Below are 22991 nucleotides of genomic sequence, written 5' to 3' on the forward strand. Positions count from 1 at the left end.
TTTTTATGATTGTCACTCGTTTTGCTCCAAGTCCTACGGGATATTTACATATAGGCGGTTTAAGAACGGCGCTTTTTTCATATCTTTGGGCTAGAAAAAACGGTGGCAAATTTCTTCTTCGCATAGAAGATACAGATAAGGCAAGAAACTCTCAAGAAGCCGCAGAGGCTATTGTAAAAGCTTTTCATTGGCTGGGTTTAGAGCATGATGGCGAAATCACTTATCAGTCACAAAGAGATGATATCTATGCAGTCTATGTAAAACAACTTCTTGATGAGGGCAAAGCGTATAGATGCTACATGTCAAGAGAGGAGTTAGATGCTCTTAGAGAGACTCAGATGGCAAACAAAGAGCGAACAAAGTACGATGGCAAATATCGTGATTTTGAAGGCACGCCACCTGAGGGCGTAGAGAGTGTTATCCGCATAAAAGCTCCACTAAGTGGTGAGATTATTGTAAGAGATGGCGTAAAAGGTGATGTTGTCTTTAGAGCTGAAGATATCTTAGATGATTTTGTAATCGCTAGAGCTGATGGCTCGCCTACATATAACTTTGTTGTGGCGATTGATGATCATCTTATGGGGGTAAATGAGGTAATCCGTGGGGATGACCACCTCTCAAACACGCCAAAGCAGATAATTATTTATGAAGCGCTCGGATTTGATGTTCCAAAGTTCTATCATGTTCCTATGATTCATAATTCAGAGGGCAAAAAACTCTCTAAGCGAGATGGCGCGACTGATGTTATGGCGTATAAAGAGATGGGCTACACTCCAGCTGCACTACTAAACTTTTTAGTTCGTTTGGGATGGAGTAATGGAGATCAAGAGATATTTTCAATGGATGAGATGAAAGAGCTTTTTAACCCAAAAAATATAAATCGCTCAGCATCTATCTACAACACTGAAAAGCTTGATTGGCTAAACTCACACTACATCAAAAACACTCCAAATCAAGAGTTGGCAAAGATGTTAGAAGCGTATGATATAACTATAGCTTCTCATGATAAAAAAGAGATTTTGCTTGACGCTGTAAAAGAGAGAGCAAAGACTCTTAAAGAGATGGCACTTCTTGTAAGCGAGATGATTAATCCTCCAGCATCTTATGATGAAAAAGCACTTGAGAAGGCATTTAAAGGCGAAGCTGTTGAAGTTTTAAACAACTTTGTAGCAAAACTCTCTTCATCAAAAGAGCTCCATCTTCCAAGTGAGTATCATCATGTTATGCAAGAAGTAGTTGATGAAATGGGTGTTGGATTTGGAAAAATTGGACAGCCACTAAGAGTTGCTCTGCTTGGAAAGATGAGCGGTCCAGGGCTTGATAGCGTTATGGCGGTTATCGGAGTTGATGAGACTATCAAGCGAGTAAAGAGCACTTTAGCCCTTATAAAATGAGAAGAGTTCTAATACTACATGGCTGGGGTGGAAGCGATTTTCCACACTGGCAGAGTTGGATTGCTAGCGAGATAGCAAAAGATTATGGATGTGTTAGTTTTTTAAAGTTTAGCGATACTCAGCATCCAAAAAAAGATGTTTGGTTAAAAGAGTTAGAACTTGAGATGGATAGATTTCGCCCAGATGTAGTTCTTTGCCACTCTATAGCAAATATACTCTGGTTTCATCTTTGTAACAAAGTAGAACTATTAGGGATAGAGAAACTTTTTTTAGTAGCTCCTCCGAGTCTTAAATGCGACATTGAAGAGTTGCAGAGCTTTTTTCCATGTTTGATTCCAAAAAGTCTTTATGCAAAAAAAACTCTACTCATTAGCTCAAACAATGATCCATACATCTCACAAGATGAGGCAAAAAAGCTCCAAAATGCGCTTGGCATAGATATGAAAGAGTTACGAGGCGCTGGGCACATTAACGCTGATGGCGGTTATGGTGAGTGGCCATGGCTATTACAAGAGATAAAAAAATAAAACAAAAAAGAAGAAAATGATACAGTTAATAAACATTACCAAAAACTTTGGAAAACAAGATCTATTTAGCGGACTTAGCTTTAAGTTAAATCCAGGAAACAAAATGGGCTTAGTTGGTAGAAATGGAAGTGGAAAATCAACACTTTTCAAGATAATTTTGGGCGAAGAGACTCCTGATAGCGGAGAGGTAATCATCCCAAAAGGATACAAGATAGGAACACTTAAACAGTATCTTGTCTTCACAGAGTCCACACTTAGAGAAGAGGCAGCACTTGCTCTTGAAGAGGATATGAAGTATGATGTTTATAGAGTTGAGAGGATTCTTTTTGGTTTAGGTTTTACGCAAGATGATTTGGAAAAAGATCCACTCTCATTCTCAGGTGGTTATCAAATCCGTATAAATCTTGCAAAACTACTTGTAACAGAGCCAAATCTACTACTCCTAGATGAGCCCACAAACTACCTTGACATCCTCTCGCTTAGATGGTTAAAGAGCTTTTTAAAAGCATTTCAGGGCGAGGTTATCCTAATCACTCACGATAGAGATTTTATGGACGCTGTTACAACTCATACTATGGGAATTGTGCGCAGAAACTTAAGAGTTATCGCTGGAGATACGCATAAGTATTATGAGCAACTAAAATCAAGTGATGAGCTTCATGAGAAGCAAAAAATCTCACAAGATAAAAAAGTAAAAGAGCTAGAAGATTTTATCGCAAGAAACAAAGCGCGCGCTTCAACTGCAGCTCTTGCTCAATCAAAAGTAAAACAGCTCGAGAAGATGGACTTGCTTGAAGATTTGGGTTATGACTCCACTCTAAGCTTTAACTTTAACTACAAAGACACTCCAGCAAAAGTTCTGCTTGAAGTTAAAAATCTAAGTTTTGGTTACACAGAGGACAACATACTCTTTAAAAACATCTCTTTTGTGCTTGAAAAAGGTCAAAGACTTGGCATAATCGGTAAAAACGGAAAGGGTAAATCAACCCTTTTAAATACAATTGCAGGTGAGTTAAAACCTCTAAGTGGAGAGGTTCACATGCACCCAAGCACTGCATTTGCACACTTTGGTCAAACAAACATAGCAAGACTTCATCCAAACAGCAACGTTATGGATGAGATTCACTCAGCAAACACAAAGCTCTCCGCACAAACTATCAGAGGTATCTGTGGCTCGATGATGTTTAGCGGAGATAGCGCTGAGAAAAAAGTATCTCTTCTCTCTGGTGGGGAAAAGAGTCGTGTAATGCTAGGTCAGATTTTAGCCCGTGATGTAAACTTGCTATTTTTGGATGAGCCTACTAACCACTTGGATATGGATTCTATTGAAGCCCTAACGGTTGCGATTGGAGAGTTTGAAGGCTCACTCATCATTGTCACGCACTCTGAAGAGTTGCTCCGCCGTACATGTGATAGACTAATCGTCTTTACAAGAAATGGGGCAGAACTCTTTGATGGCGGATATGACCTCTTCTTAGAAAAAATGGGTTGGGAAGATGAAGAGGATGATAGCTCCTCAAAACCAAAAGCGAAAAATAGCTCAAAAGATAACAAAAAGACAAAAGCTGATTTGATAAAAACAAAGAGCAAACTAACAACGCCTATAAGTAAAAAGATAATAAAACTAGAAGAGAGTATAATTAAATCAGAAGCAACGCTAGCTTCTCATCAAAAAAAGCTTCTTGAAGGCTCTACTAGCGGAGATAGTTTTAAAATCATAGAGTACTCAAAGCTCGTAAGCATGGAGCAAAAAGAGGTTGAGAAGATGTTTGAACTCTTAGAGATTTTGCAAAATGAATTTGATGAAATAACAACTGATTTTGATAAAAAAATAGCAGAGCTTGGTGATTAACCTAAATTAAGGGTGTAAAAACATGGAAATATTTTGTAAGTTATATACTACTATGCAAAAAAGAGCTAGTCGCAACAATATAATTGCCTTGTTGGTTCTTTTGCTCTCGATAATACTCGCGGTTATTATTTGGTATGCATCGAAGAATTATCATGACTCTTTATCTCAAAAAAGATTTGAGAGTGCTGCGGATGAGCATGTTTACAAAATAGAAAAGCATATGCTAACTTATGAGAGTGTTTTAAAAAGTGGAGCTGCTTTTTTTTATGGAAGTGAGCATATAAAACATAAAGAGTGGCATGATTTTATAAACGCAATAGATATATATAACAATTATCCTGGTGCTTATGGTGTTGGTATTGCTATGATGATTGCTCCTGAAGAAGTATCTCTTGTAGAGAAAAATATGAAAGAAGATGGGTTTGAATCATTTGCAATAACTCCTTCTGGTAAACGAGATATTTACAGCTCAATTCTCTACTTAGAGCCTACAGATAAACGTAATCTAACTGCAATTGGTTACGATATGTACTCTGAGCCCGTGCGCCGTTTTGCAATGGACAAAGCCGCAGATAGCGCAAAAATATCAATCTCTGCAAAGGTTAGATTAGTTCAAGAGACTGAGCAAGATGCACAGCATGGCATATTAATGTATATGCCACTTTATAAAAAAGGTGCAAAGATAGATAGCATAGAACAGAGGCGAGAAGCACTATTAGGTTTTGTTTACAGTCCTTTTCGTATGAACGAGCTTATGCAAAGTATAAATTTAGACAACTCTCTTTTAAACTTTGAAATCTATGATGATAAGAGCATGACTGAAGCCAACCTACTTTACAAATCACCTAAATCAGACTCTTATAACACAAAATATAAAATACAAAAAACAGTTACTGTAAACAACAAAACATGGTATATCAACATATGTGGTACAAAAAAGTTTCAAGACTCTGCAAACACATTCTTTCCTCTACTTATTACATCAGCTGGTTTATTAGTGCAATTTCTTTTACTATTTGTTATTTTGATACTTATTAAAAATAGACATATGTTAAAGCTTCAGGCAAATGAACTCTCTAAGCTCTCTCAAGCCCTTGAGCAAAGCCCAAATTGCGTGGTAATTACTGATTTAGATGGAAATATCGAATATATAAATAGTAGATTTTTAGCCTTAACGGGATATAAGAAGGATGAAGTGATTGGTGAAAATCCACGATTTTTACAATCTGGAAAAACAGATCCTAAATTATATATAGAGATGTGGGAAAATCTTCTTGATGGAAAAATATGGCAAGGAGAGTTTATTAACAAGACAAAAAAAGACGAAGAATATATAGAGAGCGTAAATGCTGCACCTATTTTTCAAGCTGATGGAACAATCTCTCATTACATGGCGATAAAAGAGGATATTACAGAAAAAAAGCGCATACAAGCACAAGTCCAATATCTAGCAAATTTTGATTCTCTTACAGGACTTCCTAACAGATTTCAACTATATGAACATATGAAATATATCATAGGTATATCTGAGCGAAATAATGAGAATTTTAGTGTTATATTTTTGGATCTCGACTATTTTAAAGAGATTAATGATAACTTAGGCCATGATGCTGGGGATGCTCTTCTTGTAGAACTCTCAAATCGTTTTGCATCAACTCTACGTAATGCAGATATGGTCTCACGTGTGGGTGGCGATGAATTTATTTTTATCTTACCAAATACTGGTGCAGCTGGAGCTATGCATCTTGCAGAAAAACTTCTTAAAATTACTAATACTCCACATATATATAATGGGAATGAACTTCTTGTATCTGCCTCTATCGGTATAGCTATATACCCAACAGATGGCTCAGATCAACAGAGTCTCTTTAAAAATGCAGATACTGCTATGTATGAAGCAAAACAATCAGGGCGAAATAGATACGTTTTCTTTTCAAAAGATTTACACTAACCATCGATTCTTTTTATAAAGCTCTTAATCTCTTCACCCTCTTTTTGGATAATTTGACTAAGGGTATAGGTGATTTCTGATATACCCTCTCTTATGCAGATTTGATTTAATTTATTCATCATTACCTTTGCACCTTGAGGGGTCTCGGCAAGGTATATAAGTAAAAACGAGTCTTCATCCCATCTGATTAGCATATCATCTTGTCGAATTATACTTTTTAGATTTGCCACAAAATCTTTAAGCAAATTTGCATCACCTAGATTAGTTTTTATAAGAATTGCGCTTATTATTTTTTTATTTAAGAGCGCTACATCTTGATAACTTTGAGCGATTTGTAAAAAATAAGCCTTAGCATAAGCTCCACTTTTTGCATCAATATTTGCATTATTCTCAATCATGATACGCTTAATTAGCGTTTGTGTGATATCACTAAAGAGAGCAATAACATAATCTTGTGTTTTATTTATCTCTACAGAAAAAGCGTATGGCTCATAGCTAGGTGTTATCATGCTTACAACCCTATCAATCTCTTCTAGCTCTAAAATAGCATCATACCAAGGAGCTTTGTTTTGAATCTTCTGGGAGTGAAAATAAGATGGATGTGGAACAAAGTTATGAACAAATGGACCGAATTCCTCTTCATACTGCTCAACTGAAGAGACTCCAAAGAACTTCTTTAGAGCACTGTTCATCAGAACTATCTTGTTGTCTTTGAAAATAACAATCAAATCTTTTTGCATATCTGTAATGCTCTTTATGATAGCTAGGCTAGTATCTTCACTCAAAAGTAATCCTTTAGTTCCACTCATCTATTTTACCAAAAATCTCCATCTGCGTCATGTAGAGTCGTACATCAAACTCTATCTGATGATAAGATGGCTGCATATGAAGGCACAAACTATAAAACGCTTTGTTATGCTCTTTTTGTTTAAAATGCGCTAGTTCATGCACGACTATCATCTCCAAAAATTCCTCAGGCACACTCTTAAACATAGAAGCTATACGAATCTCGTTTTTACTTTTAAGTTTTGAGCCTTGAACTCTTGAGATGAAGTGATGCGTACCCAAAGCGTTATGGATAACACTTATCTTGCCATCATAAAGCGCTTTACTGAGAGTTGGGGCATTTTTCATATGAGTCTGTTTTAACTCATTTACATAGCTAAAGAGTGCTTTATCTGTTTTCATACTGTGTGAGAGAGAGTATTTACTCTTGAGATGAAGTGCTAACTTATCCTCTTTGATAAGAGATAGCACTTGATTTTTTACATTTTGAGAATAGTTTTGTATATACTTTAAAGAATCCAAACTGAGAACTTTTTACCTTTGATTTTTCCACTCTTTAACTTATCATGAGCCTCATCTATCTTAGAGGCTTCTATGGCTACATAACTCTGTCTATCATAGATATCTATCTTTCCGATTGAATCTCCACCAAGCCCTGCTTCGCCCGTTAGTGCACCTAAAATATCTCCAGCACGAACTTTATCTTTTTTACCACCCTCGATTACAAGAGTAATGTTTTGAGGCTTCATCATAAAACCACTAACACTCTTTAGTGTTTTGCTTGACTCAAAGATACGACTGTCGTTTTTATACTCTTGTATTTTTTCTTCTTCATACGCGCTATAAAGCGTAAATGCCAATCCTTCTGCTCCAGCTCTTGCTGTTCTGCCTATACGGTGAGTGTAAGTCTCAAGCGAGTGAGGCAGGTCATAGTTTATAACCATAGAGAGCTCTTTTATATCAAGACCACGCGCTGCCACATCTGTTGCTACTAACACTGGACAGCTTTTGTTTGCAAACTGAACTAACACATCGTTTCTATCGTACTGTTCTAAATCGCCATGGATTGCAAGTGCGTCAATCTTACTCTCTTGAAGTCTCTTAGCTATTTCGTCCACTTCTACTTTTGTGTTAGCAAAGATAATCACATTTTGTGGTTTGAAATTGCTCAGTATATCTATAACAGTTTTGATTTTATCAGAGTTACCAACCTCATAAAACCGCTCTTCTATCTTGTTGGCGACCTCAGTTGCAGTCGTTTTTACATGTATAGCACTGTTTTGTATAGAAGCACTAATATCCAAAATCTCATCGGTATAAGTTGCTGAGAAGAGAAGTGTCTGTCTACTCTTTGGTACAAACTCTAAAACCTCATTTATCTCTTCACTAAATCCCATATCAAGCATTCTATCTGCTTCATCAAGAACAAGCGTATCGACATCTTCAAGAGATAGACTATCTTTTTTAAGATGCTTTAAAATCCGCCCAGGAGTACCAACTATGATATGCGCACCATGTCTGAGTGAGCCTAGTTGTGGGCCAAATGCAACGCCTCCGCATAGTGTGAGTATCTTTATATTATGTGAAAATTTAGCAAGCATTCTCAATTCACGAGCCACTTGATCAGAGAGCTCACGAGTTGGGCACAAGATGAGGGATTGAACTCTAAATTTTTTAACTTGAAGTTTATGAAGCAGTCCTATTCCAAACGCAGCTGTTTTACCGCTTCCTGTTTTTGCCTGAGCTATTACATCTTTGCCATCAATGATAAAAGGCAGAGCCTGCGCTTGGATGTCACTCATCTCACTGTAGCCTATCTCATTTAAGTTATGAAGCATCTCTTTAGTTAAGGGTAGGTTTGAGAACTCTTTGTTGTTGTTCAATATATCTCCAATATTTTAATATTCATCCTAAAAAAAGATGTTTTATATTAAAAAATCTCACTTTTAAAAAAGTAGATTATAGTATCTTTTTGCTACAATATGCCAACTATTTGGAGAGTATTAGAAATGTTTGAAGCCCTTTATGTTGGACTTGGTTTACTTTTTGGAGCTATTGGTATTTGGATTGCAGTTGCAAAGAATCTAAAAAATCAACTAGACCTTGAGAGAGAAAAATCAGCCGCTTTTTTAAATGAAAACAGCGTTTTAAAAGAGCGTATTAATGGTATAAATGAGAAAAATCAAGAAAAATTGATACTACTTGAGCAAAACAAAGAGCAGATGAGACTTGAGTTTAAAGAACTTGCTCAAAGTATTTTAGACAATAACTCACAAAAATTCTCACTTCAAAATCAAGAAAACCTCTCAAAGATGATAACTCCTATGAGAGAACAATTTAACGAATTTAAAAAACAGATTGATGATGTTTATATAAAAGAAGCAAAAGATCGCTCAATGCTTCAAGCTGAGATAAAGAGCATCAAAGAGATAAATCATCAGATGAGTCAAGACGCAAAAAACCTCACAAAGGCTCTAAAAGGTGAGAGTAAAAAGCAAGGTGTCTGGGGCGAGATGGTGCTTGAGAGCGTTCTTGAGCACTCTGGACTTAGAGTTGGCATCGAGTATGAGCGTGAAGTAACACTTGAGCATGAGCATAACCAAAGTCGTTACCGCCCCGATGTAATCGTACACCTTCCAGATGGTAGAGATATTATCGTTGATGCTAAAACGTCTCTTGTGGCGTATGAACAGTATGCCTCTGCTGAGGATGATGAGCACAAAGAGAGGTTTATAAATGAGCATATAATCTCTATCAAAAAGCATATAAAAGAGCTGAGCGAGAAGGATTATGCGAACTTAAAAGGGATAAAAACACTCGATTTTGTCTTTATGTTTGTGCCTATCGAGAGCGCTCTACTTATGGCGATGGAGCATGACAACACTCTCTTTGACCACGCATTTAAAAAGAGCGTTATTTTAGTTGGACCAACTACTCTTATGGTTTCACTCCGCGCAGTTGAGAACAGCTGGAGATACGAAAAACAGCAAAGAAATGCCCAAGAGATAGCAAAGAGAGCTGGTATGCTTTTTGATAAATTTTCTGGTTTTATTGAGAGTATTGAAAAACTCGGAAGACAGATAACAACTGTACAAAAAACCTATGATGAAACATTCTCAAAGCTTCACTCAGGAAGTGGAAGCATAACAAGCCAGTTTCAAAAGCTCGAAGCTTTGGGTGCGCAAAGTAGTAAAGCATTACCAAAGTCTCTCACTGATGTTAGTGAAGACGATATTTAAAAAAGGATGAAAACTATGAACGAAGAAGAGATTTTAAAAGATACTGTTGAGTATTTAGATGAAGAGTTACAAAAAGCAATCATAGCGGTTAATAATATAGGAGCAAAAGTATACGAAGGTACTCTTGATTCCTATGAAGGCTTTTTGCAGACAGAAAAATATAACAAAATAATAGTTGAGATAGGAAACAAGCTAAAAGAAAAAGGTATAGATATTACTCAAATTCCAGAGTATCAGCAACTCTAGTCAAGTTGCTAACTTTTTTTACTGATTTTATATATAAAACTAAAAACCTCTGCAACTGCCTTATACAGGGCTGCGGGAACTTCTTTGTCTAGCTCTACTTTTGAGAGAAGTTCTATTAGGTCTTCATCTTTTCTTATTGGAAGGTTATGAAGCTCGGCTATCTTGATAATATTCTCAGCACTCTGCCCCTGCCCTTTGGCAACTACTCTTGGCGCTGCGTCTTTGTCTGTATCATATTTTAGAGCTGCTGCTTTTTTCATACTTTTATCTCAAATCCCAAATCAATATCTCTTGGCTCTTGTTCGTACGCAGAGGTTTGATTTTTTTTAGTTGCATCAAATATCCGTATCTCTTTAGGCGTAATATGCGCCTCGATAAGGGCACTTCTAAGAGAAGAGATATTCTCTTTTACAATCTCTTTAAACTCTTTATTGTTCGAGTAGATGTGAACATTTATCTGATTTTGCTCATAAAGAGCGAGCTTTAGTTTTAACTCTCCATACTCTTTAAGCTTCAAATCTATATCGCAGTAAAATGCAGAGTTTTTATCTTTTTTTATATCTATATTTCCCTCCTCTAAAGAGTCCCAAGAAAAAGGAACATAGAGAATTGATGATGAAGATAGATGCGAGAGCAGTTGAAAGTAGTCTATCTGAAGTAGAAGCTTATCTACTTGTTTTGCTATCTCGCTTTGATTTGGATGTGAAGATTTTGTTGCCTCATCTACAGTTTTAAGTAAGATTGCTTTTAAATCTTTTGAGAGTATCTCTTTTATATTCTCATGAGAGTCTAGTTTTTGAGCATTTGCAAATAACGTAAGTTTAGATGTAAGTGAGAGAGTCTCTTTGGATAAGGCTGCATCTGGAGCCTGAGCTTTACTATTTATAACATCTGGAGCTTTTTGCGCTTCATTTAGTTTTGAAGTAATTGAAGTGCTCTCTTTTAAGGAAACTATCTCCATTATCTGGGTTGCACTCTTTATAACAGTTGAACTCTTTTGAACCTCGTTTAATTTTGAGACAATCTCTGAAACTTCTTTTGCAATGCTTTTTAAAATAGCCTTTTCATCTTTTGGAGCTTCTAAAAAAGCCATATTTGTAGCATTTTTTAGAGTTGGAGTTGAGAGTAGTTCTCTTATCTGTTGTACAACTTGCTTAGCCGCGGGAAACTGGCTTTTTTCTATACTTTTTTCAAGCGTGCTTAGAATATTTTTTAGTTCAACTTGTGGGTTTTGTACATTTTTTAGTTTTGACTCTAAAAAAACACCAGAATCTTGGAGTTTTTGCTTCAGCGCAGCAGAGCCAATCTCTTTTGTATCAAGAACAAACTTTTTAAGTACACTCTCAATTTTTAGAGGCTCTTTATCGTTTTTTATTGAGCTTAAAAGCTCTTTGATAGTAGTAGATACATTGCCTAAATCCTTAAGTGTTGGATTGTTTTTTACAAGGGTTAAAAGAGTCTTGTTAGAGTCTGCGTTTTGTGTACTCTCTTTAAGTAAAGAGGTTATAACGGATTTGAGATCTTTATCTTTACTAAGTAGCTGCATATCTTTAGGAGATGCCTCTTTTAAAACAGTCGCTAACGCCTTGTTAGTAGCTGGTGTTATAATGCCAAGATGCTTGTCAAGAGATAGATTAATCATGCTAAAGTATATCATTTCTCAAGCTCTTTTGTATGTTATTCGAGTATAATTTTAAAAACATTCCAAAGGCTCTCTTATGGCAAAATATCCCTCACTTTTAAAACAATTTCGCTCTTTTTACTTTCAAAACTCTCCAGATGATTTAGAGAGCGCTATAGAGTATTTTGCAGTTTTTGGCGGAATGAGTTGGAGTGTAGATATGAGCAGAGACCTTGAAGAACTTATAGAAAACAAGGTTTTTAAAAACTATACATATATCCACTCAGATATAACAAAAGTAACAAAAAGCGATAAAACTGCTCACTCAATACTAAGCGCTATCGCTGTTGGTGATGGAAGAGTTCACTCTGCACTAAAGAGAGCTAGAGTCTCAAGAGCGGAGGGTGAAGAGGCGATTAGAGAACTTTGTGCGAAGAACCTTCTAAGAGCTGAGTTTTCTCTTGAAGCTCCTATAAACTCTGATGAGAAGATTGACGAGAAGTTAAACTTCAACACCCCATTTATGCGCTTTTGGTTTGCCTTTGTATCGCCATATTTTAAGAGCATAAAAGAGGGAGATTTTAAAGAGGCAAAAGAGAGCTTTGAAAACCGTAAGAGTGAGCTTTATGAGCATACTTTTAGAAAACTCTCAAATGAAGTTATAAAAAAGAGCTTCAAAGATGACGCAATTATTGAGATAGGAAGTTACTGGGATAGAGATAGTGAGATAGAGATTTTAGCCAAAACAAAGTCTGGAAAAATCGTAGCAGGAGTGAGTCGCTACTCAAACCAAAAAACTAAAAAAACAACTCTCTCAAAGCTTCATGAGCAGTGTGACATCGCAGAGTTAGTTCCTGATATCTCTGTTATAGTCTCAAAGAGTGGCTTTTCAAATGAGCTAAAAGCACTAAAGAGTGAGAGCTTAAAACTTATAACTCTTAAAAATTTCAAATCACTTGTAGAAGACTTAAGTCCAAAAGATTTTATAGAGTGTGAGGGAAAGAAATATTAACAATCTAATAAATCTACTAACAAAAAAAACAACCCTAAAAAAAGAGCATATAGAAAATATTTTAAAACTTCTTGATGAGGGTGCAACCATCCCTTTTATCGCACGTTATCGCAAAGAGATGACAGGCGGCGCTGATGATGAAGTGCTAAGAGAGTTTGAGACTATTTACATAAGTGCTAAAAAACTATTAGAGAGAAAAGAGGAGATAAAAAGGCTTATCTCAGAGAGAGCAACTCTCACGCAAGAGCTTAGTAAAAGCATAGAAGATGCCGATACACTAAGGGTTTTAGAGGATATATATCGTCCATACAAAGAGAAGAAAAACTCTCGCGCTGCAACTGCTATGCAAAATGGTTTAACACCCCTTGCAAATATTTTAGAGTCTGCAAAACTTAGTGCTGATGAGTTTAAAACAAAAGCCAAAGAGTTTGTAAAAGGTGAAATATCATCTGTTGATGATGCTATAAATGGAGCTAAAGATATATTAGCAGAGCGTTATGCGGATATGCCTCGTGAGCGTGAAGCGATAAGAAATATGATGCTCCGTAGTGGTGTTTTAGAGATAAAAAGAACAAAAACATTTGATGAAAATGGACTCTTTAAAAACTTTGATGGTAAGAGTGAGAGAGTAGCTTATATGCCATCGCATCGCTATCTTGCGGTTATGCGCGGGGTAAATGAGAAAGAGTTAAGCGTAAAAATAACTATAGATATAGAGAAGATAGAAGCAAATATCAAAGAGTACAAAATCCCTCGCAGTGCTTCAAGCTCAAAAGAATTTCTCTTTGAAGCGTATAAAGATGGGCTAAAACGTCTTCTTCTGCCTTCACTTGAGAGAGAGGTTCACGCAGAGTTAAAAGAGAGAGCGGATATCTCTGCCATCTCTGTTTTTGGTAAAAATCTAAATCAACTCCTCATGACTCCTCCAGTTACAAAGAGAGTTATCTTGGGAGTAGATCCAGCATTTAGAACAGGATGTAAACTAGCTGTAGTTGATGAGAATGGAAACTATCTTGAGTCATGCGTTATCTATCCAACCGAGCCACAAAAAGATTATGAAAACTCAAAAAAAAGGGTTTTAGCCTTTAAAGATAAGTACAACATTACAGGTGTAGCTATAGGAAACGGAACAGGCTCAAGAGAGACACAAGAGTTTTTTGCACGTCTCAACAAAGATGAAAATGCAAACCTAAACTACACAGTGGTCTCAGAAGCTGGAGCATCTGTTTACTCCGCTTCAAAAGTAGCATCGCAGGAGTATCCAAACCTTGATGTAACCATCAGAGGCGCTATCTCGATAGCTCACAGACTTCAAGACCCAATGGCGGCACTTGTAAAAATTGACCCGAAATCACTAGGAATCGGGCAATATCAGCACGATGTGGATCAGAAGCTTTTGGAGAAAAAACTAACAGATGTAACGCAGGATTTGGTTAATCGTGTAGGTGTTGATATAAACTCAGCATCTGCTTCACTCCTATCTTATGTTGCAGGAGTTGGCGCTAAAGTCGCGCAAAACATCATCGCTTTTAGAGAAGAAAATGGTGTCTTTAAAACAAAAGAACAGCTCTTAAAAGTAAAAGGTTTAGGAAAAAAAGCTTATGAACAAGCTGTTGGATTTATCCGTATAAAAAATTCTAAAAATATATTTGATAACAGCGGAATCCACCCTGAGAGTTATGAAGTTGCGAAAAAACTCACAGGGCTTGATTTGACAAGTATTGATATAAAAGAGAAATCCAAAGAGCTAGGCGTTGGAGAAGAGACACTCAAAGACATCATAAAAGAACTTCAAAAACCTGGATATGACCCAAGAGAAGAGCTTCCACCGATACCTTTTAAAGATGGGATAACAGATATAAAAATGCTTCGTGTAGGAAGTTTTGTCTCTGGTGTTGTCCGTAATATTACCGATTTTGGGGCTTTTGTGGATATTGGTCTTAAAAATGATGGGATGATTCATATCTCAAAAATGGCACCGACAAAAGTATCACATCCGCTTGAAGTGTTATCGCTAAACCAGTATCTTCCGCAGATAGAAGTTATCTCCATAGATGAAGAAAAAGGAAAAGTCGGACTATCTCTGGCGTAAACAAACATGAATCCAACGCTATATTTTTTAAGGTCATCAGAGCAGAGAATAGCAACTGATATGCTCAAATACGCTTATAGATTAGATGAGACGAGTAAGAGTATTGAAGAAGTCCAAGAACTTGAAATTTTTAGCAAATTTTACGGACTGAGTTCAAAAGACTTAGGACTATACGCTCTAAGTGAGCATAATATAGCAGGTGCCGCTTGGATAAGACTACTAAAAGAAGAGAATAATACCATCGGTTTTGTGAACGAGGCAACTGCTGTTCTTACTATCGGAGTAAAACCAGAATTCAGAGGTAAAGGTATAGCAACTGCTATGCTAGAACAGCTACTCTTAGAAGCAGGAGCACTTTTTGAACAAGTAAGTGTGAGTGTTTTAAACAATGAAATAGCACTCTCTTTTTTTAAAAAATTTGGATTTGTTGAAGTTGAAAACTCACAAAAAATAAGCCCAATTGATGAGAGTGAAGTTATAACGATGCTGAAACAGATATCAAAAGAGAGAGTTGTAAGACCAAGTGATGGCTACGACCCTAGAAAATGGATGGATTGAGATATTTTAAAATGATTAATGTTTTAAAGGGGTAAAACCCTTTAAAAGAGAGAGGTAGATATAAGATAAAAGGTGACTTAATACCTTTTTTAAAAAGCCGCTTGGGAGAATGAGCGACTTAAATATTGTCTAAAATTACTTAACCGCAGCTAATGCAGCGTCGTAGTTTGGCTCTTCAGTGATTTCAGGAACGATTTCTTTGTAAGTTACGATACCTTCTTCATTTACAGCAAAGATTGCTCTACATGTAACACCAGCAAGTACAGAACCGCCAAGTAAAACACCATAAGCGTTTGCAAACTCTTTGTTTCTAAAGTCAGATGTAACAGTTAAGTTAGTTATACCCTCAGTTGAACAAAAACGTCCTGCTGCAAATGGTAAGTCTAGTGAAACGATAACTGGTTTAACATCTTTTAAAGAAGAAGCTTTTGCGTTGAAATTACGAGTTTCAGTAGCACAAACACCTGTGTCAAGTGAAGGAACAACGATGATTAGTTGCTTATGCCCTTGAGCACCACCTACTACTACGTCACCTAAACCATCTGAGTTTACAACTGTTACTTGAGGCGCTTTATCACCAACGTTTACTTCATTTCCTAATAATTGTACGTCTGTACCTTTGAATTTTGTAGTTGCCATTTTGACTCCTGTTTTTTATTTTAATTATCTTTTTTATTGATGCACGAAGTATATTTGATATCGGATAATATCACTCTTAATTGGAATAAAAAAACATTATTCCAAGCTTTTATTAAGCTAAATGACACTTTTAGGACAAACTTCTAAATTGTCCAAATCATCAAACAAATTCTCTTTGTACATCTCAACTGCTACTCGACCAATCATTGCTGCATTGTCTGAGCAGTATTGTAGCTCACTTAGTAGCAAACCTGCACCATGAGGCTTTAAAAGCTCTTCTATTGAGGAGCGAAGATATAGATTTGCACTAGCACCTCCGACGATTGCAAAGGTTTTTGGAGGTGTTGTTTTAAAGTATTTTTTCAACTTTTGGATGATATGAGCGGTTGCTATATGCTCAAATGAAGCAGCTATATCTTTATAGTCTTCTTCATTTGCACTCTCAATGGCAAGTCGTACAGAATTTTTTAGCCCAGAGTATGAAAAAGCAATAAGTGGAGATTGAAAAAGTGGAACTGTAAAATTGTATCTTTTTCTATCGCCACCCTTTGCTAAGGCCTCTATAACTGGACCTCCAGGATAGCCGAGATTCATCATCTTAGCAACTTTATCAAAGCTCTCACCAAAGCTATCGTCCATACTCTTTGCCACTGTTTTTATATCTCTAAAGCTCTTTACTTCCATAACTTGTGTATGCCCACCAGAGACTAGTAAAACTGTTAGAGGAAAGTGAGACTCTTTTTCTATAAACAACGAGTATATATGTCCAACCAAATGGTTAACGCCAATTATTGGGATATCCAGAGCAATAGAAACTGCCTTTGCCATAGTTACGCCCTCAACAAGGGTTACACTAAGTCCTGGAGTTGTTGTAACAGCGACAGCTTTTAAATCTTTAAAGTATGGCTTACACTCTTCTAGTATCTTAGGGAGTGCTTCTGCATGAAGTCTTGCAGCAAGTTCAGGAACAACCCCACCATAAACACTATGTTCTAACTCTTGAGATATCTTCTTATGAAAAAGAAGTTTTTTTGTCTTTATCTCTGTTATAGCTATCGCGCTATCATCACAAGAGCTCTCAATACTTAGTATCATACTCTATCCCTTGCTATAAAAGCTCTTACCTCTGTATCTATAGCAAACACATCATCTACATTTTTTGGCTTATCATCAAACTTCTCATACGCTTTGATGATGGTTTTTGCTATATCTATAAAGCCTATCTCTTTAGCTATAAACTTCTCTATCGCAGCTTCATTTGCAGCATTTACTATCACACCTTTAGATGGAGTTTTAAGAAGTTCTTCTTTTATTTGCCAGATTGGATATCTATCTGTTGTTATTTCACGAAACTCTAAAGAGCCAACTTTTAAGAGATCTACATGTGGAAGCATATTTTCTTGCATCTCTGCATTAAGCGCAAAAGCGATTGGTAGTTGCATGCTAGCGTTTGCAAAGTGAGCGGTAGTTGAGCCGTCTTTAAAGTCTATAAGAGCGTGGATTAGGGATTTTGTCTCGATGATAGCGTCATATTTGCCTTCTCCAAAGAGCCATCTAGCTTCTAAGAGTTCAAACATCTTGTTTACCATAGTCGCGCTGTCTATGGTTATCTTTTGCCCCATCGACCAGTTAGGATGTTTTTGCGTATCTGCCAAAGTAGCGTTTTGAAGTCTTTGAATATCCCAGTCGCGAAATGCACCACCACTTGCGGTGATTATCATCTTCTCAACAGGTCTATTTTGCATCAGATACCAGAGTCCAAAGTGCTCACTATCTATGGGCTGTATCTTTGAAGTGTCTATAAAAGCTCCGCATGCAACAAGGGATTCTTTATTTGCTAAAGCTATTCTTTTATTACATTCAAGAGCTTTAAGTGTTGGGCGAAGTCCTAAAAAACCAACAAGAGCGTTTATAACCAACTCACTTGAAGATTCCTCGATAACCTTTAGTATAGCCTCTTGCCCACAAAAAACATTTGTATGATTTACTTTACTTATATCATCTTTGTTTGCAATAATAACAACACTTGGTTGGTGCTCTTTTATCTGAGAGTTTAATAGCTGTATATTGTTTCCAGCTACCAAAACCTCAACGTTTATGGAGAGTTTTTTGGCAACTTCAAGTGTATTTACGCCTATGGAGCCGGTTGAGCCTAAGAGTATCAAAGATTAAACCAAACCTCTTAGTAAGATTAGCATCACAACTGCGCCAAATAGATAGCCATCTATTCTGTCCAAAACTCCGCCGTGCCCTGGTAAAATAGTTCCACTATCTTTTACTCCAGCCGCTCTTTTTAGTGAACTCTCATATAAATCACCAAAGATAGAACTAACAGAGACCATAAAAGCGATAATGAATGAGATACCCAAATCAACTATACTAAGTCCTACAAACATACCACCAAGCGTTGCAATGACGATACCGCCTACAACACCCTCCATCGTCTTTTTAGGAGAAGCCTCGCTAAATGGAGTTTTTCCTATACTTACACCAACAGCGTACGCACCGATATCAGTAAGTGATACAATCACCAAAAGCCAAAGAAGAGCTAATACGCCATACTCTTGATACATTGATAGAATAAAGAGCATACCCGCAGTTGGGTACATAAATGGAAAGAAATTTTTCCAAGAAAGGTTTTTGTTAAAAGCAACTGCACTAGCATATGCAACACCGGCTAAAACAAAAAGGTCATCACTATACGGATAGATTGCCCCAACTACCCAAAGCCCAGCGGCATAGTAGATTAAATCGTTGTTTTTTATGTCATAAAGAATAAGAGCTTCTTTAAATGCCAAAATATATACAACACCCAAAAAAGCCCACATAAGAAAAAAATTATCTATAAAGCCTATAAGAAGTACAGCCGCCGCAAGAACTAGCCCAGTTTTGACTCTCTCATTAGAAGTTGAAAATATACTCATACAAAACCCTTTGTTAAAATAAGATGATTATAACCTATCACACTTTAATATCGAGTATATGCAAAGGCTCAGAAAGCTCTTTTTCTTCTTGAGGCTCTTTCTTTTCATGCTCACTTTTAGCGTTTTCTTGTTGATCTGCCTCATTTTTTTGATGTTCACGCTCTGGATCAATCATATGAGTCTCTTCTATTGGACGAACCTCTGCTACTTCAGCCTCTTTTTCTTGAAGCGCTGCTTGTGCTACTACATTTTGGAACTCTATGCGGTTATTATGCGCATTTTGAATAGAAGACGCTGTAGCTGTTTGCTGATTTACATAAATTGCGTTTCCAACTAAACCTACTGCCATAACATCCTCCTTAATTTGTTTGTACGCAAAAGGAACTCGTCCTTTTTGCTGCGCTGGCCGCTGAGGCACTAAAGCTTGACACTTTCGTGTCAGAGATATCAATCTTTATTTTTAAAAAGAACTAATTCACTTTTATCTTGTATCTACTTCTATAGTACTATATCTATTATAAAGCACATTAGCACCACTTTGGATTGTTACTTCACGTCTTGGAGTATAATCGACCAAATAACGATCTTTTTGAAACATAGTAAAATCCACACACAATCTTGCAGCGCCTTCTATGATGGACATAGGTACATTTTGTTTATCTGTTGTGATGATTACATGTGCGGATGGCCTATCTTTCATATGAAGCCAGATATCTTTTGCACGTGCATTTTGAAGAAGCTCTATGTTTCCTTTTTCATTTTTTCCAAGAGTTACTTTATACCCCTCTATCCAAAAAGTCTCAACAGAATCATTTGTCTTTATCTTTTTACTCTGCACTATTTTTGGAAAAAGCAACTGGATTTTCGCCATATCCTTTGCCTCTGTTACGGTATGGATAAATAGCTTTAAATGCTCTATCTTTGAGATAAGTGAAGCTCGCTCTATATGTAAGTGAGAAGCTCTTTGTTTTGCCTTTTTACTTCTTGTAAAAAGTGAGGAAGCCATCATTGCAGGAGTTGAGAACTCTTTGTGAAGCTCAATACGCTGTTTTACTCCATCATAATCATCAAGCTCAACTACCATTTGATATGGGCTAATAGTATGCATGTTAGAGAGTAGAAGATTTCCAAAATGGTTATATTTCTGCGCTTCTGCTTCAAGCTCATCTTCATCATCTAATGCGTTATAAAGTTTTTCTAACTTTTTTAGTTTCTTATTTAAGAGTGAAATTTTCTGTTTCTTTAAAGAGGTTAGTTTGTCTTTCTCTTCTTGTTCATACTCTTCATATAAGAATTGCTCAACATCATCAAGGATATACTCTTTTGCCTCAAACGGAGCGGACGGAACAGCTAATAGTTTTTGCCCTACTCTAACCTCCCTAAAGGATGAAAAAAGGTCAACATGACGCAGGGCTTCTAAGACTATCTCATTCTCATCTAGGATAATTACGTTTGTATATTTCCCAGTAAATTCAAACTGCAAATAAGTTATCTCTTCTTTATACGCAGAAGCGACTGAGGTTTTAAAACGCACTATCTTATCACCGCCAAAGAGTTCTATATGTAGTATATTTGCGCGGTTAAATCGTTTTGCTAAAAGCACGTCAAATGGCGCATTATAGACCTTTGAGCGAGCATAAGAGGCACACTTAAATATCTTTGAGTTTGAGCGTGCCATCTCAAAGTAAAGCTCATCATCTCTATCAAAAGAAATCTTTATGATAGTGTCGCTAACTCTGTAGATTGAGGAAATTTTTGTAAATTTTTGCAGATAAACAAGTATCTGCTTTAGATGTGATAGTTTCATAAAGAGATTTTATCATAGAGATACTATAGTAGTATAAATTTATAGTGCTATAATTGCAAAAAAAATATATATGGGGCATTTGTGAGACTTCCTAAGGGCTTTGGCAAAAACTACTTTACTCTAAGAGCGATTACCGCGACTACAAATCAGGTAACGTTAAATGCCGAAGCATCTTGTGTGCAGAGTTTTCACATGTTAAATTTTAATGGTGATGAGCAAGAAGCAGAGCTAGAAGATGATGAGCTGGCCACCACACTTCTAGAGCTATCTGCAAAACCTTGTCATTGTAACTGTTACTACTTTGGACGTACTAAAAAAGCCCTTCTTCTATGTAAATCTCAAAAACTAAACCCAAATTACTTTAAAAACCTAAACAACAACATCTCTCCACCACTCATACCTCTTAACTAACAAAAAAATAATTTAAGAAAGATTTTCATGAAAAAAAAGATAGTTTTATCACTATTTATATCAAGCGTCTTAGTTGCTCAAAGTGTTGAGCTTGAGCCTTTGAGTATTGTCTCAACTGCTATAAAAACAGATGAGTTAAAATCAACTGATGCAGTAGAGATATATACAGCAGAGGATATAGACAAAGCTCATGTACAAAATATTTATGAGTTTTTAAACCAACAAACTTCGGTTACAGCGATGCCCTCGTATGGAAACTCATTTTCACAAAAAATAGATTTTAGAGGTTATGGGATGGATAATGGATACCAAAACATCCTCATCACAATCAACGGCAGAAAAATCAACAACGTAGATATGGTTCCTCAGCTTCTCTTAGGGATCTCTCCTGCTTCTATTGAGAGATTAGAGATTATCAAATCAAGTGGAATTGTAAAAGGTGGCGATGGCGCAAATGCTGGAGCTATCAATATCATCACAAAAAAGAGCAACGCAAAAGAGATAACAGTATATGGCGGAACTCATGGCACAGCGGATGGCTCGTTTTACCTTGGTCATAGTGAAGAGAAATTCTCCATAAACGCAAGTGGCGAAGCACAAAGAAGCGATGGAAGCCGTTATATAAACAGTAGTGGTGATAAAGACGAGAGCTCTATGAGAACTGCCTCGTTAAATGTCGCTTATAATCCAATTGATACAGTAGAATTACGTGCTGGTGCCTCTTTTGCAAGAACGGATATTACCTATGCAAGTTTTTTAACACTTGATGAGTATAACAATGACGCTAAGCAAGCAGGAGCATTTAACTGGGGCTCAGCAAATCAAAAATACGATACAGATGCTCTAAACTTGGGCTTTAGCTATCATTTTAGCGATAAGTTGTCTCTAAATATTGACGGCGCAAAAGAGAAAAAACGCTCAATTTATAACTCAGGCTCTCCAACAGATTATGAGTATGATTCACTTAACTCTTCACTAAACTATGTTGATAACCTCTTTAGTTTTACTCTTGGTTATGATTTATTTGATGGCAACCTTGTAAACACTAATAACGACCTAACAAAAACTTCTAACGCTCTTTACTTTTTAAATGAGCTATATCTAGGAAAAAGCACTGTAAAACTTGGAGCTAGATATGAGGATATCTCTTTTAAGAGCAAAACTGGAGAGAATCAAGACGACACACTTTATGGCGTAGAACTTGGATATAACTATGCTTTAGACAAAGAAAAATCTCTCTTTGCTAACTACTCACATGCATACCAATCCTCTAGTTTAGATAGACTCTTTGACTGGAGCACGGGCGCATTTACTGGCTATGTAAAACCATCTGAGTCGGACAATTTTACAGTTGGATTTAACTATTTTCTACCAACTAACAAACTCAAAATCTCTCTTTATTACATCTCTTTAAAAGATGAGATTTACTACTACGCTGATCCAACTTGGGCAAGTTCAAGAAATACAAATATTGATAAATCATACAAATATGGTTTAGATATTTATGATAAATGGCTTATAAATGAAGAGTTAAGCGTTGTTCTAAACTACAACTATGTTCAAGCCGTTATAGATAAAGAGGTTGAAAATGGTGAGGATTATTCAGGTAATGATTTACCAGGAGTATCAAATCACAACATAAAAGCAACTCTCGGCTACTCTTTAAATAAAAGCACAATCTTCTCTTTAACTCAAACTTATCGCTCAAGTGCGTATGCACTAAATGACTTTAATAATAATTTTACGCAAAAACAAGATGCTTATAAAAGCACCGACATCTCAATTAGCTACACAAAAGAGAGTTTGGAACTTTTCGCTAAAATAAACAATCTGTTTAACCAAAAAAACGCTCTGTGGGTTGAAGATGACGCAATCTACCCTATGAACTTTTGTACAACTGCAATAGCAGGGTTTAAACTAAAAATCTAAGGA

Annotated in this window: 22 protein-coding genes; 11 read left to right on the forward strand and 11 right to left on the reverse strand. The window is 36.5% G+C overall.

The window, feature by feature from the left end; translation table 11 throughout:
* The first annotated feature begins 5 nt into the window (after positions 1–5).
* Genes gltX through PHI38_RS00295 form a run of 4 tightly spaced genes read left to right on the forward strand, consistent with a single transcriptional unit; the run spans position 6 to position 5724 of the window.
* Positions 6–1394, forward strand: coding sequence for a glutamate--tRNA ligase (gene gltX / locus PHI38_RS00280; RefSeq protein ID WP_299851105.1), 1389 nt, complete (start codon positions 6–8; stop codon positions 1392–1394).
* A complete protein-coding gene (locus PHI38_RS00285) occupies positions 1391–1921 on the forward strand; it encodes an alpha/beta hydrolase (protein ID WP_299851108.1) in 531 nt (176 codons plus the stop codon). The genes gltX and PHI38_RS00285 overlap by 4 nt, the downstream gene beginning before the upstream one ends.
* Before the next feature lie 16 nt (positions 1922–1937).
* Positions 1938–3773, forward strand: a complete 1836-nt coding sequence (locus tag PHI38_RS00290) for an ATP-binding cassette domain-containing protein (protein ID WP_299851111.1) — start codon at positions 1938–1940, stop codon at positions 3771–3773.
* A gap of 22 nt (positions 3774–3795) precedes the next feature.
* A complete protein-coding gene (locus tag PHI38_RS00295) occupies positions 3796–5724 on the forward strand; it encodes a CHASE domain-containing protein (protein WP_299851114.1) in 1929 nt (642 codons plus the stop codon).
* Here the strand turns inward: PHI38_RS00295 and PHI38_RS00300 are convergent.
* From PHI38_RS00300 to dbpA, 3 genes are read right to left on the reverse strand one after another with little or no spacing between them, the layout of a single operon-like run.
* Positions 5721–6533 (reverse strand): hypothetical protein, encoded by an 813-nt coding sequence (locus PHI38_RS00300; protein ID WP_299851117.1) that lies wholly within the window; start codon positions 6531–6533, stop codon positions 5721–5723. The genes PHI38_RS00295 and PHI38_RS00300 overlap by 4 nt on opposite strands.
* Positions 6520–7032, reverse strand: a complete 513-nt coding sequence (locus PHI38_RS00305) for a YgjP-like metallopeptidase domain-containing protein (RefSeq protein WP_299851120.1) — start codon at positions 7030–7032, stop codon at positions 6520–6522. Before PHI38_RS00305 ends, PHI38_RS00300 begins: the two co-directional genes overlap by 14 nt.
* Entirely contained in the window at positions 7020–8393 is a 1374-nt protein-coding gene (dbpA, locus tag PHI38_RS00310) for an ATP-dependent RNA helicase DbpA (RefSeq protein WP_299851123.1), read from the reverse strand. Before dbpA ends, PHI38_RS00305 begins: the two co-directional genes overlap by 13 nt.
* A gap of 126 nt (positions 8394–8519) precedes the next feature.
* Here dbpA and PHI38_RS00315 point away from each other — a divergent pair, with 126 nt between their 5' ends.
* Together PHI38_RS00315 and PHI38_RS00320 are read left to right on the forward strand one after the other, a co-directional pair.
* Complete coding sequence (locus tag PHI38_RS00315; protein ID WP_299851125.1) at positions 8520–9749, forward strand: DNA recombination protein RmuC; 1230 nt, start codon at positions 8520–8522, stop codon at positions 9747–9749.
* A 15-nt stretch (positions 9750–9764) separates the two neighbouring features.
* Positions 9765–9995, forward strand: a complete 231-nt coding sequence (locus PHI38_RS00320; RefSeq protein ID WP_299851128.1) for a hypothetical protein — start codon at positions 9765–9767, stop codon at positions 9993–9995.
* Between the two features lie 8 nt (positions 9996–10003).
* Here the strand turns inward: PHI38_RS00320 and PHI38_RS00325 are convergent, their stop codons facing one another.
* Positions 10004–10255: an EscU/YscU/HrcU family type III secretion system export apparatus switch protein gene (locus tag PHI38_RS00325; RefSeq protein WP_299851131.1), complete on the reverse strand. Its 252-nt coding sequence runs from the start codon at positions 10253–10255 to the stop codon at positions 10004–10006.
* Positions 10252–11652, reverse strand: coding sequence for a flagellar hook-length control protein FliK (locus PHI38_RS00330; RefSeq protein ID WP_299851134.1), 1401 nt, complete (start codon positions 11650–11652; stop codon positions 10252–10254). Before PHI38_RS00330 ends, PHI38_RS00325 begins: the two co-directional genes overlap by 4 nt.
* 61 nt (positions 11653–11713) lie before the next feature.
* On the opposite strand from PHI38_RS00330, the gene PHI38_RS00335 reads away from it, so the two are divergent.
* Genes PHI38_RS00335 through PHI38_RS00345 form a run of 3 tightly spaced genes read left to right on the forward strand, consistent with a single transcriptional unit; the run spans position 11714 to position 15278 of the window.
* Positions 11714–12628, forward strand: coding sequence for a DUF234 domain-containing protein (locus PHI38_RS00335; protein ID WP_299851137.1), 915 nt, complete (start codon positions 11714–11716; stop codon positions 12626–12628).
* Entirely contained in the window at positions 12624–14720 is a 2097-nt protein-coding gene (locus PHI38_RS00340; RefSeq protein WP_299851209.1) for a Tex-like N-terminal domain-containing protein, read from the forward strand. Before PHI38_RS00335 ends, PHI38_RS00340 begins: the two co-directional genes overlap by 5 nt.
* A 6-nt stretch (positions 14721–14726) precedes the next feature.
* Positions 14727–15278: a GNAT family N-acetyltransferase gene (locus tag PHI38_RS00345; RefSeq protein ID WP_299851140.1), complete on the forward strand. Its 552-nt coding sequence runs from the start codon at positions 14727–14729 to the stop codon at positions 15276–15278.
* Between the two features lie 135 nt (positions 15279–15413).
* On the opposite strand, the gene tpx is transcribed toward PHI38_RS00345, so the two are convergent.
* The 6 genes from tpx to PHI38_RS00375 form a co-directional block, all read right to left on the reverse strand.
* On the reverse strand, positions 15414–15917 hold the full coding sequence (gene tpx / locus PHI38_RS00350; RefSeq protein WP_299851143.1) for a thiol peroxidase: 504 nt from the start codon (positions 15915–15917) through the stop codon (positions 15414–15416).
* 117 nt (positions 15918–16034) lie between these two features.
* Positions 16035–17012, reverse strand: a complete 978-nt coding sequence (tsaD, locus tag PHI38_RS00355; RefSeq protein WP_299851146.1) for a tRNA (adenosine(37)-N6)-threonylcarbamoyltransferase complex transferase subunit TsaD — start codon at positions 17010–17012, stop codon at positions 16035–16037.
* On the reverse strand, positions 17009–18082 hold the full coding sequence (gene dxr, locus PHI38_RS00360; protein WP_299851149.1) for a 1-deoxy-D-xylulose-5-phosphate reductoisomerase: 1074 nt from the start codon (positions 18080–18082) through the stop codon (positions 17009–17011). Before dxr ends, tsaD begins: the two co-directional genes overlap by 4 nt.
* A 3-nt stretch (positions 18083–18085) precedes the next feature.
* A complete protein-coding gene (locus PHI38_RS00365; RefSeq protein ID WP_299851153.1) occupies positions 18086–18841 on the reverse strand; it encodes a phosphatidate cytidylyltransferase in 756 nt (251 codons plus the stop codon).
* 37 nt (positions 18842–18878) lie between these two features.
* Positions 18879–19190 (reverse strand): hypothetical protein, encoded by a 312-nt coding sequence (locus tag PHI38_RS00370; protein WP_299851156.1) that lies wholly within the window; start codon positions 19188–19190, stop codon positions 18879–18881.
* A 132-nt stretch (positions 19191–19322) separates the two neighbouring features.
* Entirely contained in the window at positions 19323–20648 is a 1326-nt protein-coding gene (locus tag PHI38_RS00375) for an NFACT family protein (protein ID WP_299851159.1), read from the reverse strand.
* A gap of 81 nt (positions 20649–20729) precedes the next feature.
* On the opposite strand from PHI38_RS00375, the gene PHI38_RS00380 reads away from it, so the two are divergent.
* Both PHI38_RS00380 and PHI38_RS00385 read left to right on the forward strand, forming a co-directional pair.
* On the forward strand, positions 20730–21059 hold the full coding sequence (locus PHI38_RS00380) for a hypothetical protein (protein ID WP_299851162.1): 330 nt from the start codon (positions 20730–20732) through the stop codon (positions 21057–21059).
* Positions 21060–21086: 27 nt separating this feature from the next.
* Positions 21087–22988, forward strand: coding sequence for a TonB-dependent receptor (locus tag PHI38_RS00385; protein ID WP_299851165.1), 1902 nt, complete (start codon positions 21087–21089; stop codon positions 22986–22988).
* The last annotated feature ends 3 nt before the right edge of the window (positions 22989–22991 follow it).

It is taken from the genome of Sulfurimonas sp. (genome assembly GCF_028694895.1).
Taxonomy (GTDB): domain Bacteria; phylum Campylobacterota; class Campylobacteria; order Campylobacterales; family Sulfurimonadaceae; genus Sulfurimonas.

What these genes read in the sequence shown, in the direction of transcription:
- gltX (WP_299851105.1), top strand. Translation starts at nt 6, where the DNA reads ATGATTGTCACTCGTTTTGCTCCAAGTCCTACGGGATATTTACATATA.
- PHI38_RS00285 (WP_299851108.1), top strand. Translation starts at nt 1,391, where the DNA reads ATGAGAAGAGTTCTAATACTACATGGCTGGGGTGGAAGCGATTTTCCA.
- PHI38_RS00290 (WP_299851111.1), top strand. Translation starts at nt 1,938, where the DNA reads ATGATACAGTTAATAAACATTACCAAAAACTTTGGAAAACAAGATCTA.
- PHI38_RS00295 (WP_299851114.1), top strand. Translation starts at nt 3,796, where the DNA reads ATGGAAATATTTTGTAAGTTATATACTACTATGCAAAAAAGAGCTAGT.
- PHI38_RS00300 (WP_299851117.1), bottom strand. Translation starts at nt 6,533, where the DNA reads ATGAGTGGAACTAAAGGATTACTTTTGAGTGAAGATACTAGCCTAGCT.
- PHI38_RS00315 (WP_299851125.1), top strand. Translation starts at nt 8,520, where the DNA reads ATGTTTGAAGCCCTTTATGTTGGACTTGGTTTACTTTTTGGAGCTATT.
- PHI38_RS00320 (WP_299851128.1), top strand. Translation starts at nt 9,765, where the DNA reads ATGAACGAAGAAGAGATTTTAAAAGATACTGTTGAGTATTTAGATGAA.
- PHI38_RS00325 (WP_299851131.1), bottom strand. Translation starts at nt 10,255, where the DNA reads ATGAAAAAAGCAGCAGCTCTAAAATATGATACAGACAAAGACGCAGCG.
- PHI38_RS00330 (WP_299851134.1), bottom strand. Translation starts at nt 11,652, where the DNA reads ATGATATACTTTAGCATGATTAATCTATCTCTTGACAAGCATCTTGGC.
- PHI38_RS00335 (WP_299851137.1), top strand. Translation starts at nt 11,714, where the DNA reads ATGGCAAAATATCCCTCACTTTTAAAACAATTTCGCTCTTTTTACTTT.
- PHI38_RS00345 (WP_299851140.1), top strand. Translation starts at nt 14,727, where the DNA reads ATGAATCCAACGCTATATTTTTTAAGGTCATCAGAGCAGAGAATAGCA.
- tpx (WP_299851143.1), bottom strand. Translation starts at nt 15,917, where the DNA reads ATGGCAACTACAAAATTCAAAGGTACAGACGTACAATTATTAGGAAAT.
- tsaD (WP_299851146.1), bottom strand. Translation starts at nt 17,012, where the DNA reads ATGATACTAAGTATTGAGAGCTCTTGTGATGATAGCGCGATAGCTATA.
- PHI38_RS00365 (WP_299851153.1), bottom strand. Translation starts at nt 18,841, where the DNA reads ATGAGTATATTTTCAACTTCTAATGAGAGAGTCAAAACTGGGCTAGTT.
- PHI38_RS00370 (WP_299851156.1), bottom strand. Translation starts at nt 19,190, where the DNA reads ATGGCAGTAGGTTTAGTTGGAAACGCAATTTATGTAAATCAGCAAACA.
- PHI38_RS00375 (WP_299851159.1), bottom strand. Translation starts at nt 20,648, where the DNA reads ATGAAACTATCACATCTAAAGCAGATACTTGTTTATCTGCAAAAATTT.
- PHI38_RS00385 (WP_299851165.1), top strand. Translation starts at nt 21,087, where the DNA reads ATGAAAAAAAAGATAGTTTTATCACTATTTATATCAAGCGTCTTAGTT.